The 13,563-nt window shown below is 59.7% G+C and carries 12 protein-coding genes and 1 tRNA gene; 6 read left to right on the forward strand and 7 right to left on the reverse strand.

The features are described 5' to 3' along the window. The first annotated feature begins 16 nt into the window (after positions 1-16). Positions 17-1,006, forward strand: coding sequence for an Ldh family oxidoreductase (locus ACRQ1B_RS11640; RefSeq protein WP_432293717.1), 990 nt, complete (start codon positions 17-19; stop codon positions 1,004-1,006). A gap of 18 nt (positions 1,007-1,024) precedes the next feature. Here ACRQ1B_RS11640 and ACRQ1B_RS11645 read toward each other — a convergent pair whose 3' ends face one another. From ACRQ1B_RS11645 to ACRQ1B_RS11660, 4 genes are all read right to left on the reverse strand, one after another. After that, positions 1,025-2,437, reverse strand: a complete 1,413-nt coding sequence (locus tag ACRQ1B_RS11645; protein ID WP_432293718.1) for an FtsX-like permease family protein — start codon at positions 2,435-2,437, stop codon at positions 1,025-1,027. Further along, positions 2,434-3,123, reverse strand: coding sequence for an ABC transporter ATP-binding protein (locus ACRQ1B_RS11650; protein WP_432293719.1), 690 nt, complete (start codon positions 3,121-3,123; stop codon positions 2,434-2,436). The genes ACRQ1B_RS11645 and ACRQ1B_RS11650 overlap by 4 nt, the downstream gene beginning before the upstream one ends. A 4-nt stretch (positions 3,124-3,127) precedes the next feature. Next, the gene (locus ACRQ1B_RS11655) at positions 3,128-3,556 is read right to left on the reverse strand and encodes a hypothetical protein (protein ID WP_432293881.1); all 429 of its coding nucleotides are present in this window, start codon (positions 3,554-3,556) and stop codon (positions 3,128-3,130) included. Positions 3,557-3,720: 164 nt separating this feature from the next. Then, on the reverse strand, positions 3,721-5,475 hold the full coding sequence (locus tag ACRQ1B_RS11660; RefSeq protein WP_432293720.1) for an alkaline phosphatase: 1,755 nt from the start codon (positions 5,473-5,475) through the stop codon (positions 3,721-3,723). Positions 5,476-5,913: 438 nt separating this feature from the next. On the opposite strand from ACRQ1B_RS11660, the gene ACRQ1B_RS11665 reads away from it, so the two are divergent. The 3 genes from ACRQ1B_RS11665 (at position 5,914) to ACRQ1B_RS11675 (ending at position 9,627) form a co-directional block, all read left to right on the forward strand. Beyond that, positions 5,914-6,537, forward strand: coding sequence for a ribonuclease D (locus ACRQ1B_RS11665; RefSeq protein WP_432293721.1), 624 nt, complete (start codon positions 5,914-5,916; stop codon positions 6,535-6,537). A gap of 86 nt (positions 6,538-6,623) precedes the next feature. Next, the gene (locus ACRQ1B_RS11670) at positions 6,624-7,667 is read left to right on the forward strand and encodes a hypothetical protein (protein ID WP_432293722.1); all 1,044 of its coding nucleotides are present in this window, start codon (positions 6,624-6,626) and stop codon (positions 7,665-7,667) included. A 286-nt stretch (positions 7,668-7,953) separates the two neighbouring features. Beyond that, a complete protein-coding gene (locus ACRQ1B_RS11675) occupies positions 7,954-9,627 on the forward strand; it encodes a hypothetical protein (protein WP_432293723.1) in 1,674 nt (557 codons plus the stop codon). Between the two features lie 88 nt (positions 9,628-9,715). Here the strand turns inward: ACRQ1B_RS11675 and rpsA are convergent, their stop codons facing one another. Further along, positions 9,716-11,422 carry a 30S ribosomal protein S1 gene (gene rpsA / locus ACRQ1B_RS11680; RefSeq protein WP_432293724.1) on the reverse strand — a complete coding sequence of 569 codons (1,707 nt, stop codon included), beginning with the start codon at positions 11,420-11,422 and terminating at the stop codon, positions 9,716-9,718. A gap of 154 nt (positions 11,423-11,576) precedes the next feature. After that, positions 11,577-12,206, reverse strand: a complete 630-nt coding sequence (cmk, locus tag ACRQ1B_RS11685; protein ID WP_432293882.1) for a (d)CMP kinase — start codon at positions 12,204-12,206, stop codon at positions 11,577-11,579. Positions 12,207-12,479: 273 nt separating this feature from the next. Between cmk and ACRQ1B_RS11690 the strand changes: the two genes are divergently transcribed. Both ACRQ1B_RS11690 and ACRQ1B_RS11695 read left to right on the forward strand, forming a co-directional pair. After that, positions 12,480-12,866, forward strand: a complete 387-nt coding sequence (locus ACRQ1B_RS11690) for a TIGR02300 family protein (RefSeq protein WP_432293725.1) — start codon at positions 12,480-12,482, stop codon at positions 12,864-12,866. Positions 12,867-13,019: 153 nt separating this feature from the next. After that, positions 13,020-13,095 (forward strand) — tRNA-Ala (locus ACRQ1B_RS11695). Positions 13,096-13,146: 51 nt separating this feature from the next. Here the strand turns inward: ACRQ1B_RS11695 and ACRQ1B_RS11700 are convergent. Then, on the reverse strand, positions 13,147-13,551 hold the full coding sequence (locus ACRQ1B_RS11700) for a hypothetical protein (protein ID WP_432293726.1): 405 nt from the start codon (positions 13,549-13,551) through the stop codon (positions 13,147-13,149). Between the last annotated feature and the right edge of the window lie 12 nt (positions 13,552-13,563).

Below are 13,563 nucleotides of genomic sequence, written 5' to 3' on the forward strand. Positions count from 1 at the left end.
CAACAGGTGCAGTTCCATGAACATTTCGCTGGCGGAAGCCGAATTCCTCATTTCATCCGTTTTCCAGGACAACGGTGTCGATACGCCCGCCGCACGTTCGGTGGCGCGGGCGCTTGTGCAGGCGGAAGCGGCCGACCAGGGCGGACATGGGCTGCGGCGCGTGCCCGCTTATGTAAGACAGGTGCGCACCGGCAAAGTGGATGGGCGCGCAGTACCTTCGGCATCACGTTCCAGACCAGGGGTGCTGGCCATTGATGCGGCACATGGTTTTGCCTATCCGGCGCTTGATCTGGCAGTCGATATGCTGCCGGCGATCGTGCAGGAACAGGGGATTGCGCTTGCCGCCATCAACCGTTCGCACCATGCCGGCGTGATGGCGCTGACGGTGGAGCGCCTTGCCGAGCAGGGACTGGTGGCGATGATGTTTGCCAATGCACCGGCGGCCATGGCGCCCTGGGGCGGCAAGACGCCGCTTTACGGCACCAATCCGATCGCCTTTGCCGTGCCGGTAGCAGGCGCCGATCCGCTGGTGATCGATCTGGCCCTTTCCAAGGTCGCGCGTGGAAAAGTGATGGCGGCGCACCAGAAAAACGCCAGAATTCCCGATGACTGGGCATTTGACGCGGATGGAAACCCGACCACCGACGCGGCGGAAGCGCTGAAAGGCACGATGGCACCGGCGGGTGGTGCAAAGGGCGCGGCTCTGGCGCTGATGGTGGAGGTTCTGGCAGCCGGACTGACCGGCGCCAATTTTTCCTATCAGGCCAGTTCGCTGTTCGATGAGCACGGCCCTGCCCCCTCACTCGGTCACATGATCATTGCCATCGACCCGAATGCCGCGGCAGGCGGCGCGACGGAACGGATGGCCGCCCTTGCCACGGAGATGGCTCGTGAAGAGGGTGTACGGCTTCCGGGGCGCCGTGGCCGCGGATTACGTCAGACGGCTCTGGAGGCCGGCCTGACGATCGAAGATGACGTGATGGCCGCGATTACCGCTCTTCGTTGAGGCGAAAGTCGGCTTTGCTCAGGCCCTGAGGGCCTGAGCCGGAGATTGACGATAGGCGAGCAGTGCCGGCACGGCGGCCAGCACAGCAGCAAAGCCGAGCAGGATCAAAGCCAACCGCACATCCTCGCGGGTAAAACCGACCGGCAGGATGACGCCGCTTTTGGCGGTGAACATCTGTGCGCTGACATGGGCAGCCCCCAATCCCACCAGAAAGCCGATGCCGACGCCAAGCGCGACGAGCAGGAAAAGTTCCAGCCAGACAATGAGGAAGACCGAACTGCGCGGCGCCCCGAAGGCGCGCAGGGCGCCGATCTGGCGTCGGCGTTGACCCACGTGAATCACGGTGACCAGAACGAGTGCAGCAGCGACCAGACCTTGCGAGCCGGCAGCGACGGCGCTCAACACCATCTTGGCGTCGCCGAGCGTCGCGTAAAGGCTGGTCAAAACCTCGCCCGGAAAGACCCCGAGCGTGGAGCCTGAGCGATACTCCTGACGCAGGCGATAGGCATCCGCGATGGTTTTGGGTTTTACGAGAATGGCCGGTAGTCCAGGTGTGGACGCACCAAAGGTTTCTGCGATCGGCGCATCGGGGTCGATGCTGCCGTGATGTTCTTCCTCGACATGCTTTGACGAGGCAGTACCCAGCGCAAAAGCATATTTCTGGCCCTGCTGAACTCCTGCAGCCTGAGCAGCCGATTCCGGCTGACTTGCCTCCCCATCGGCATGGGCATCGGCCTCTTCGTGATGCGCCTCACCTTCGGCGGAATGATCGTGACCATCCGCGTCGTGGTGCTCGCCCTCATGTTCCTCCTGATGACCATGCTCTTCGCCGAGGCCGTGGACATGCCAGACGGCCTGAATGGGCACGAGGATGGCGCGATCCCAAGGCGTGCCGGTGGGCTGCAGCTTGCCGACCACCTTGTAAGCCGGCCCCGCATGCGTATGGCCACCCGTTTCGGCAGTGCCGTGCATGGGTTTGATTTCGGCGCCGATGGACAGATCGACCGCCGCGCCGAGCACGGCCTCGCCTTCCAGCGCAAACATTTTTCCCTCGGAAAAACCGGTCGTGGTGCCGCCGATCAGGCTCGTCGTCGTGCCGATGATTGGATAGCCGGCAAAAGAATCCCCGAAACCGACCGGTGCCGCCCACGATACACGCGGATCAGAGGCGAGCTTCGTCAGAACCGAACCATCCACCAGAGGCAGCGGCGCGGGCTGCAGAAAGATGGAGGAGAGGATGAGCTGCGTTTCGCTGCCGGCGGCACCGACAACGAGATCGAATTTATCCGCCGCACGCGCGCTGCCGAGGCGAAGCGAGCGTTCCTGAAGGGTGACGGCGACACCGAGCGCGGTCGCCAGTGCCACAAGGACAATGACAACGGCGCCACCCAGCCAGAGGCGACGCAGATCGGCAAGAATGAAGCGGATCATGCCGCGATCTCCCCGGTCATCGTGTCCGCGATGATGCGGCCGCTTTTCAGCGACAGACGACGATCGAGCCGTTCAACGAGACGTTGGTCATGGCTGGCGACGATGAGCGTGGAGCCGGCATCGGCTGCGACTGACAAAAGCAGGTCACCGACTGCCTCTCCACTTTCCAGATCGAGGCTGGCGGTTGGTTCGTCTGCGATGATGACGCCGGGCTTGCGCAGCAGGGCGCGGGCGATGGCCACACGCTGCATTTCACCACGCGACATGGTTTCGATGTGTTGTTCCGGGCGTTTGAGACCAACGGTTTCGAACAGCGTGTGCGCGCGCGCGACCAGTTCGGCATTGGCGACGCGCGACAGGCGAGCCGGCAGCAGGATGTTCTCGAGGGCGGAAAGGCCTGGAAACAGATGAAAATCCTGCATGACCAGACCGATATTTTGGGCGCGCCATTGGTCGCGTTTGCCTTCGGAAAGATCGGCAAGGTTCTGCTCGCCCCAAAACACGCGTCCGGTGCGGATGCGCTCGAGCCCGGCAATGATGTTGATGAGCGTGCTCTTGCCGGAACCGGAACCGCCCGTCAGCGCCACATGGCTGCCGGCGACAATTTCAAGATGATCGATATCGAGCACCGGCACCGCCAGACCGGGAAAGGCGACGGCGAGATTTTCGATTTTCAGCGGCAGCATGTTGTCAAACCGTGGCGTATTCGGCCTGCCGGATGCGCAGGAGGCTGACAAAGCCGGTTTCCGGATCCGTCCAGGAGCCCATTTCCAGCTTGCCGCGCACTTCGATCGTCTGGCTGGGCTGGGTAAAGGTCTGCTTTTCACCGAGATAGACCACGACGATATTGTCCGGCCAGTCGCTATCGGTCGAGCAGAACGGGCAGATCGACATGGGGATTTCGGTGAGCACGAAAAACTGCGCTTCGGCCTTGAGCGGCGGGGCCATGAAACCGCGCATGGCGATATCCTTGCCGTTCAACTGTTTGACCTTGTCGGAAAATTCGAGGCCAAGCACGCTGATCTTGCCATACAGTTCGTCGAACGTGATATCGTCATTGGCCTTGGCGCGGGTGGCGGCGGCCAGAAGCGGCAGGCCGGCAATGAGGCCGAGGCCCATGGTCTGAAGGGTTTGGCGGCGATTGAAACGCGCCTGAACCGGCTTGTTCATGACCATTCTCCTTTTGGAAATGTCTCAGGCATCGTGCGCTCGACAGGACAGCGACACAAGAGCCGTGAAGGCAAGGGCACGCCATTGCAGCGTGCCCTCACGATATTCAGGTCTTAGTTGGTCTGCTTTGCGCCGAGAGCAAAGGCTTCAGCCAAGCCCTTGTAGACGTCGCTCTGTTCCATGTAGCCACGGAAACCTTCGGCACCCGGGCCTTCGGCCTGCAGAACGATGTCGTCGACAGCGTGCACGCCGCTGTCAGCGCTCTTCGGGATGATGCCCTGTACGAAGACGGCACCGGGCACGTCCTTGTACTGTTCGTTGGCAACATATTCCTTCTTTTCGTTCTGGATCGACGGTGCGAACGGACCATCGAGCTTCGGACGGAAGGTTTCGTAATGGTCCGGGCCGTTATTGGCGTTCAGGAACAGGCGGCGGGAAACGTCGACCTTATCCGGGAAACCATCGCCGTTCTTGTCTTCGTAGTTCGGGAAGCCGGCTTCGGCATAGGTGCCGACCTTTTCGCGCATCTCGGTGCCCGGCTTTTCGTCATCGACGGTGCCAATGATGGAAACGCCATGGGTGTGGTCGCCGGTGACGACGATCAGCGTGTCGGGGTTCTTGGCGGCGAATTCGCGGGCAACACCGATCGCCTGGTCGAATTCGATCGTGTCGACAACGGCGCGGTCCCAATCGAGCGGGTGGGACATCTTGTCGACATTGGCGGCTTCAACCATCAGGAAGAAACCTTCCGGGTTCTTCGACAGCGTGTCGAGAGCAACCTTGGTCATTTCGACGAGGCCCGGCTGTTCCGGGAATTTGCCGACCGTGCCCTTCTTCAGGAATTCGCGGTCGAGCGTGGTGTCGAGGTTGCCCGTGTGGAACAGGCCGAGGATCTTGCCGTCATTGGCGCCGGATGCCGTTTCCAGCTCGCCCTTGCTGGTTGCCAGCTTGTAACCGGCGTCCTGGAACAGTTTTACGAAATCCTTGTCGTCCTTGCGCTTCGAGCCGGCAGTCGACTGCGGCAGGAAGTAAGCGGAACCACCACCGAGAACGACTTCCGGCTTCAGATCGAACAGCATGCCGTTGATATCGGCCTTGTCACCGCGCTTGCGGGTGTGGGCAACGACGGCAGCAGGCGTTGCGTCCTGCAGTTCGGCCGTCGAAACGATACCGATCGACTTCTTGGTCTGGCGACGCAGCGCTTCGGCGATGTTTTCGACCTTCGGGTCATCCAGCGAAGCAGGCGTACGGTCAGCGTAAACGCCGATGGCGTTCACGGCGGTCTTGTGACCGGTCATGTAGGCCGACATGGTGTTGGCGCTATCGGTGGCAACGGCGTCGGTGGCGGAGGTGCCGATGAAGGCGACCGGCGGTACCTCATCCATGTTGAGGCGGCCATTGGCCTTACCCTCGCTCATGCCCTTGGACATGATGCGGGCAGCGGTGCGATGCGCAACCGAAAGACCGTCGGCGATCAGGAAGATGACGTTCTTGGCCTTGGCCTGCGACGGCGTGCCGTAGACATTCCAGGTGACGCTCTTGGTTTCCGAACCGGCCGAAACCTCGACCTTGTAGTCACCGGCATTGGCGATGGTGATGTCGCGCAGAATGACAGCAGAACCAAGAACCTTGTCCTTGTTCTTTTCTTCAGCGACGAATTCGACTTCCTTGCCGAGGGCGGCCTTGTAGTCCTGGCCGTTGACGGTGATCTTCACGTCTTCCGGCTTTACGACGGCATCGAACTCGACTTTGAAATCGAATGGCGAACCCGAAAGGATCGTGGCGCGATCGAGCGGGAAAACTTCGGCAGCCTGGGCGGCGCCGGCAAGAACGGTCGTAGCGACCAGAGCGGCAAGAATTTTGCGCATGGTGGAACCTCGCTGAGGAGTTGTGAAAGTGAAGGCGAGGTGGGTATATCGGCGGCAGATGACACTTACGTGACGTATGGCCGCAACGGATACCGATCAGAAAAATATCTGGAATAGCGCCCTTTAGAAACAAGGGGCTGAAAATGAAAAAGCCTGCCGCGGGAGGAGGTGCGGCAGGCTTTAAACTTGACCGACAACTGGGAGGAGGAGGATGTTGTCGATCCGTATCGGGCGACGCTGGGAGGAGGAGTGCGTCGCTTCGATGATTTGCTTATAGCCATGCATTAGTAGAAAGGGAAATCAATTTGTTGCAACGCAGCAATGCGTTTTGTGCAACCCTTCCCGAAATCCTGACTCCAAACGAGGCAAACCATTTAAAGATGGCAGGACTGTTCGCGTTTGCGGTATAGCGAGGAGAGTTTCGAAAGAGGATGTTCCATGGCCCAGATCCGTTACCACGAAGGCGACATTTCAGCCGCCGACGCCGTCCGCTACACCGGCGCGGTTGCGATCGATACGGAAACACTGGGACTGGTGCCGCGCCGTGACCGCCTCTGTGTCGTACAGCTTTCCCCCGGCGACGGCACGGCCGACGTGATCCGCATTGCCGCCGGCCAGAAAGAGGCGCCCAATCTGGTGGCGCTGCTGGCCGACCCGACACATGAAAAGATCTTTCATTACGGCCGATTCGACATTGCCGTGCTGTTTCACACGTTTGGGGTAACGACGGCGCCGGTCTTCTGCACCAAGATCGCCTCGCGACTGACGCGCACCTATACGGACCGGCACGGACTGAAGGACAATCTGCGCGAACTTCTGGAGGTCGACATTTCCAAGGCGCAGCAGCAGACGGACTGGGCCGCCGACGTGCTTTCGCAGGCGCAACTGGAATATGCCGCATCGGACGTGCTGCATCTGCACGCGCTGCGTGACAAGCAGGTGAACCGCCTCATCCGCGATAAGCGCATGGAACTGGCCGAAGCATGTTTCGCTTTCCTGCCGACACGCTCGAAGCTCGACCTTCTGGGCTGGGATGAAACCGATATCTTTGCCCATAGCTGACGCTGTTTCTTGCCATGGTTATTTAAGGGAGCGTTAAGCCTGCGCGCTTAGCCTTCCGGCAACCGTAGCGACGCGAGCGCAGGACAATGCTACTCCCGACACAGATCGCGGCCAGCACCGCCATCACCGACAGCATGCAGACGATACTCGACTCGATCGAGGAGCGGCGTCAGCAGGAGCAGGAAAAGAAAACGGGTCGCAAAGATGATCCGCTCCTGAAGGCACGCATCAGCGCCAGTTCTGAAGCCAAGCATGCGCAAGGCCGTATTGCCGAGGCGCTTTTCGGCATGAACAAGATCGATATCAACGAGTTGAAGATACAGCTGATGGATAAGCTCGGCGAAAAGCTGGGTATCAGCCGCGAGGACGGCACATCGAACTACGCCTATGGTCGCGCGATTGAAGATGCACTGAAATCCATCGGCACCGCGGGCATGGGCGACCTGGGCAAAGAACTGGGTCTGGACGAACTCGACATTTCCCTCACCGAACTCGTCAACGCCATCAAGTCGCCATGGGGCGAAGAAAACGAGCGGCTGGAAAAGGCGCTTGAGCGCCAGCACGGTGACGGCAGGACCACCGCCGACCAACGAGCAAAAATACTTCAACGTCTTGACGATGCCTCCGACCCGAAGACGCTGGAGGAACTGAAACTGGGGCCACAATACAGCGACCCCAGCCGCGTGGTGGATGAAGAAACCCGCGCCGAAGAACTTGAGGACATAAAGGCCAGGGAAGCCGCCGAGAAGCTCGATGACGTCAAGGATGTTCAGGACATCATGAAGAAGCGCCTTCGCGAAGACAGCGAGAGGAGCGACGGCGAACGAAATCCTGACAATATGGAAAGCAGCGATGACCTTCTGTTGCTGAGCCTGACGGCCGAAACGGAGATCGGCGAGCAGGCGGAGGACATATCGGTCAATGAGCGGGAAACATCGGAAGAGGCTGGAACCATCACCGACATTGCGACCAATGTTTCAGATGCTACCCATGAGGAAGATGTCGAGACGCTGGAAAAACTGACGATAGGCAAGGACGATACGGCTTCGGATGCACAAACGCTTTCGGCGCGGATGCTGGTGGACGATATCGGCCTCTATGACATCCTGAAACGCAGACATACGATGTAGTGTGCATTTCAGATGACCGGCGCATTAGCAAAACGTTAGGAATGTTTCGGGCATATTAAGCAGCATTATTCGGCATGAAAGACGCCATGAGGCGCCGCGGCCGCATCTGTTCAAGATCGCGGAAATTTTGACCGACGTCGCCGGCCTGTCCCATCAACTTGAGGATTGTCCTCCTTGACGTGAGCCGGCCATGCTGCCCCCTGTTCCTGCCACATCCGTCGCACTTCAAGCAAACCAGAGACAGGCTTCGCCTCCACGGGCAGAGACCGATGCGCCGGCTCAGGACATGACCGCAGCGCCAGTCGCCCTATCGCGCGCTTCGGCAGGCCCGACGTCCAGCGTCGAATTGCTCGGCCTTTCCGGCCAGCTACGACTGGGACAGAGCCTTTCCGTTTTTGCCGAAACGCTCGGCAGCCTGCTGAAGCTGCCACGTCGCGAAGGAGAGGCCCTGACGGATTACAGCAAGCGGCTGGCTGCAGCGATCAATGCGCTGAATGCCGTCGAGCGCGCAAAGCTGCAGATACAGCTGAACCAGATCATGCAGGGGGCAACCCTTCGCCTGCTGACCGAATTGTTGAAAGACCCGTCCGGCCCAGCCTCCGCGCGATTGGCCGTGCAGATCGAGATCGCCCAGTACCAGGGAAAGGATCTGGCCGCCGGTCATGCGGTCAATTCCTACCGACAGAACAATGGCAACGAGGCAGGCCACCTTCCGGCCAACGCCAATACGGCCACCGGATCGGCAAACGATCAGAGAGGCTCGACGATAAGCGGTGTTTCCGGCACGCCCGACCATAGCGATAACGATACGAGTGCAGAATCGCCGGCGCCCCCCCGATCGGCCGGAGAGGGTACAACATCCACAAAAGCCTCAATCGAACGCGACAATAGCGGCGCAATCAAACCCGGGGCGGATGCCGCACCCCAATCGTCGCCTGAAAAGCTTGTAGTATCTGGTCGCGACGGGTCGATAGGTAACGTGGAGGGTCCGCACCTCGCCGGCGATGCAGGCAATCCGCTTGCTCACCCCAGGACCGCCAGTGCAGAGACCATCGCGACGGGCGAACCAGAGTTGATTGCCGCCGAAGAACCCGGCGTAGACGCCAGCCCGCGCTCTGCCGCGCAGACGACGGAACGCAATGAAGCGACGAGTTCGAATGCAAAGACAGGCGCCGACACGCAGACACCTGCCCGAAATGATAGCGCTCCAAGGTCGGTCGGCGGCGCAATCTATGACGCGGCAGTCCTGATTCGGCGCGCGCATGACAAAACCGACATGCCGGGTTTGCCATCTCCCGAAAGAACGGTCGATCAATTCGTGTCCGAATGGGTTTCGGAATTACCGGTGGGGAAACCGGAACCGCGCGAATGGCGGCAGGGACTGACCTCTCAGGCCAATACGGCAGCCATGGGCGAGCCCCTTGCAACAGAATTCGTTCCTGAAGATGGCAATGAAGCGGGGCCACACATCCGTACCGCCCGTACGGCGGACGGCGAAGCGGTCATCCCACAGGCCAATGCCTTTCCGACGTCGGCAACGGCGCCAAACGCGGCAACCATTGCGCAACAGACGGACGCGGCCTTCGAAAAAGCTCTGCTTGGCATGATGATGCTGCCAGCCCGCGAACCACCTGCACATCCGCTGGTGCCACATGTCGCTGCTCAGGAGTTCGATGACAGTCAAGAGCACGACATCAAACGAAAGCCGGCAGTCGGAGACGACGGCCAGCCATCGCGTCAGGGTTCTGGCGGCGGACATTCCTCGCAAGGCGAGGAGCAGACGGCACAAGACGAGGTTGCGGCGGAAACGGTGCTCTCCCAGATCTCGACAGATGCCCCCGTCGAGCTGGATATAACTCCGGTCAAACAGGACCTTCGGGCGGCACCACGTCAGCACCTGTCGAATCATCCGGCACAAAATGCCGAGGATTTTTATCGGCGGCTGGCGGTTCTGGAATAGATTTACATGGAACACCGGACTGCCGACGAAAAAGGCCGCCGGATCATCTCCGGCGGCCTCTTCATTTCAAAAGATCGAAGCTTGACGATTACTCGTTGTTGCCGCGGTTCTTCAGGGCGGCGCCCAGGATGTCGCCGAGCGAAGCGCCCGAGTCCGACGAACCGAACTGAGCAACGGCTTCCTTCTCTTCTGCGATCTCGAGAGCCTTGATCGACAGCATGACCTTACGGTCCTTTTTGGAGAAGTTCGTGACGCGAGCGTCGAGAACCTGGCCAACCGAGAAGCGCTCCGGACGCTGATCGTCGCGATCGCGAGCGAGGTCAGCGCGGCGGATGAACGAGACGATGTCTTCGTGCTCGACCAGCTTCACTTCGATGCCACCGTCGTTAACGGCGATGATTTCGCACGATACGACAGCGTTCTTGCGCAGTTCGCCGGAAGCGGCAGCGTCGCCGACCGAGTCCTTGCCGAGCTGCTTGATGCCGAGCGAGATGCGTTCCTTCTCGACGTCAACGTCCAGAACAACAGCCTTGACGATGTCGCCCTTATTGAACTCTTCGATGACCTGCTCGCCCGGACGGTTCCAGTCGAGATCCGACAGGTGAACCATGCCGTCAACGTCGCCTTCGAGGCCGATGAACAGGCCGAATTCGGTCTTGTTCTTGACTTCGCCTTCGACTTCAGTGCCGGCCGGGTGGCTGAAGGCAAATGCCTGCCACGGGTTCTCGAGGGTCTGCTTGAGACCGAGCGAGATACGGCGCTTGGACGGATCGACTTCGAGAACGACGACGTCGACGTCCTGCGTGGTCGAAAGGATCTTGCCGGGATGAACGTTCTTCTTCGTCCAGGACATTTCGGAGATGTGGATCAGGCCTTCGATGCCCGGCTCCAGTTCGACGAATGCACCGTAATCGGTGATGTTCGTGACGGTACCGGAAATCTTCTTGCCGACCGGGTACTTGGCCGAGATGCCATCCCACGGATCCGACTCGAGCTGCTTCATGCCGAGCGAGATGCGGTGGGTTTCCTGGTTGATGCGGATGATCTGAACCTTGACCTGCTGGCCAATGGACAGGATTTCCGACGGATGGTTCACACGGCGCCATGCCATGTCGGTGACGTGCAGCAGGCCGTCGATGCCGCCGAGGTCAACGAACGCACCGTAATCGGTGATGTTCTTGACGACGCCGTCAACAACCTGGCCTTCTTCGAGGTTCTGAACGATTTCAGAACGCTGCTCGGCGCGGGACTCTTCGAGAACCGTACGGCGCGAAACAACGATGTTGCCGCGACGCTTGTCCATCTTGAGGATTTCGAAGGGCTGCGGGTTGTGCATGAGCGGGGTAACGTCGCGGATCGGACGGATGTCGACCTGCGAACGCGGCAGGAAGGCAACGGCGCCGTCGAGATCGACGGTGAAACCACCCTTGACCTGGTTGAAGATAACGCCTTCGACGCGCTCGCCAGCTTCGAACTTGACTTCGAGCTTGACCCAGCTTTCTTCGCGGCGAGCCTTTTCGCGCGACAGAACAGCTTCGCCAAGAGCGTTTTCGATGCGCTCGACGTAAACTTCAACTTCGTCGCCGACCTTCAGCGAGCCGTCCTTGCCCTTTGCACCGAATTCCTTCAGCGCGATACGGCCTTCGACCTTGAGGCCGACGTCGATGACGGCAACGTCCTTTTCAATCGCCGTGACGATACCCTTGGCAACATAGCCTTCGGCGAGATCGGTCTTGGCAAAGGATTCTTCCAGCAGGGCTGCGAAATCTTCGCGCGACGGGGTAGATACTGACATGAAATCTCCTGGGCGTGTCCATTGGACACTGGGCGCCGGGGGTTCGAGTTAAAAATACCCGAAGTTAAAGTCCGCTTCCCTTAAGTTGAGAAGCAATCCGGCGCGGGGACTTGAACTGCGGGGCATGCCGGCAGCCGGACAAACCGGCAAGCCATCAATTTCGGTTCAGAGCAGCATCGACAATGCGTTTTGCCGCCTGAAACGCGGCTTCTATACTCATTTCCGAGGTATCTAGCAAGACCGCATCATCCGCCGGCCTTAAAGGGCTGTCGGCGCGGTTCATGTCGCGATCGTCGCGCTTCTTCACATCCTCGACGATAGCATCGTAATCGGCCGGCTGTCCGGCAGCGATGATCTCATCATAACGTCTTCTGGCACGCACTTCTGGCGAGGCGGTAACATAGAGCTTTACCGCCGCCTCCGGGCAGACAACCGTACCGATATCGCGGCCATCCAGTACGGTGCCCGGCGCCCTTTTCGAAAAGGCGCGCTGCGCTTCAACCAGCGCCCGGCGCACCGATGGCATGACGGCAATCTTCGAGGCAGCCTCGCCGATCTCGTGTTTCGCCAAAACGGAACGATCGAGACCGGCAAGATCGACATTGAGCGCCATCGTCCCGGCGACCGCCTCGTCATCGAAGGGCAGGCCGGCATCGATCAGGGCCTTTGCGGTGGCGCGGTAGGTGAGGCCGGTATCGAGATGATGAAAACCATAGGTCTCCGCCAGACGACGGGACAATGTACCCTTGCCGGCGGCGGCGGGTCCATCGATGGCGATCGTGATGTGTATCAAGAGAAAATCTCCCGCTTGTCCGGCTGCAAACCACATTTTTGCCGGCCTTAGCATGTGGCGCCGCGTCGGTCATGCAACATGTTGCAGAATCGGCCGATTTTGCTGCATGCTGCGGAATGGCGGGATTTTGCCGGGTCAAATTGCCTTTGACATGCCAATGGACAACGACTAAGGGGACCGGCTAGCATTTTCACCTGAATATGACGACCGCAACAATGCGGCATTGCCGATACTATTCGGCCCATTCTCACGAGGCTTTCGACAGTGGCAAAAGCGGAACTTGGTACCAAACGCGTAGACCCGGATACCGGCAAGAAATTCTACGACCTCAATCGTGACCCGGTCGTGTCGCCTTACAGCGGCAAATCCTGGCCACTTTCCTTCTTCGAAGAAAACTCGGCAGCCGCCATCATGGAACAGGCCGAGGAAGAGGACGTTCAGGAAGTCGATACCGAAAACAACGAAGCCGAGCTCGTGTCGCACGACGACAACGACGACGGTGCGGGCAACGACGACATCCCGGATGATCTGGGCGATGACGACGTCGAGCTCGACGGCGACGACGACGACACCTTCCTCGAAACCGAAGAAGACGATGACGACGACATGTCGGGCATCATCGGCGTCGGCGGCGACGACGAAGAAGGCTGATCTTCTTTTAAAATGCGGCCCGGACGAGATTTTTTCACCGGGCCGCATTTTTCGGCTTGCGCTTCTCGGAAACAGGAAGTACTTAGCCGCCACTCCCGAAGCGAACGCGCCGACGGAGTTTCCCAGGACCGGAAAATACCGGACCACCCTGATGGGGCTATAGCTCAGCTGGGAGAGCGCTTGCATGGCATGCAAGAGGTCAGCGGTTCGATCCCGCTTAGCTCCACCAATCTTCCCAAACACTTTTGCCTGACACGAGATCGTCTAACACCCTTGTGTGTCAGATCTTGAACACCTCTTCCCCACAGAACAAGATCACGTAGCCGCCCGATGGTTCGGCTTTTGCCGACCATGATTCGAGCTGGCTGCGATAGGGTTCGCTTCGCCAGATTTCCGGATGATCGGGATCGGCGAGAACCGTGATCTGCGGCCCCTGCTCATAGATCATCATTTTCGAGACTTTCGGGTCCCATTCAGGCGGCAGCGAATCATCGGTTCGCCAGAGGCAGAGAAAGTCGCGACAGAGCGACGGACGTTTCGCATAGATCGAGCAGCCCTGCCCTTCGATGCAATGGCTGCACCACGCATTCGCCGGCTTATCGAAATGGTCGATATCGGGCAGCCGGCAACAGAGCGTGCAGGTGCCGCAGCTGCGGTTTTCCGTATTTTCCATGATGGCAGACATGCGCCAGCCAAT

This window comes from Endobacterium panacihumi (genome assembly GCF_050847465.1).
GTDB lineage: Bacteria > Pseudomonadota > Alphaproteobacteria > Rhizobiales > Rhizobiaceae > Neorhizobium > Neorhizobium panacihumi.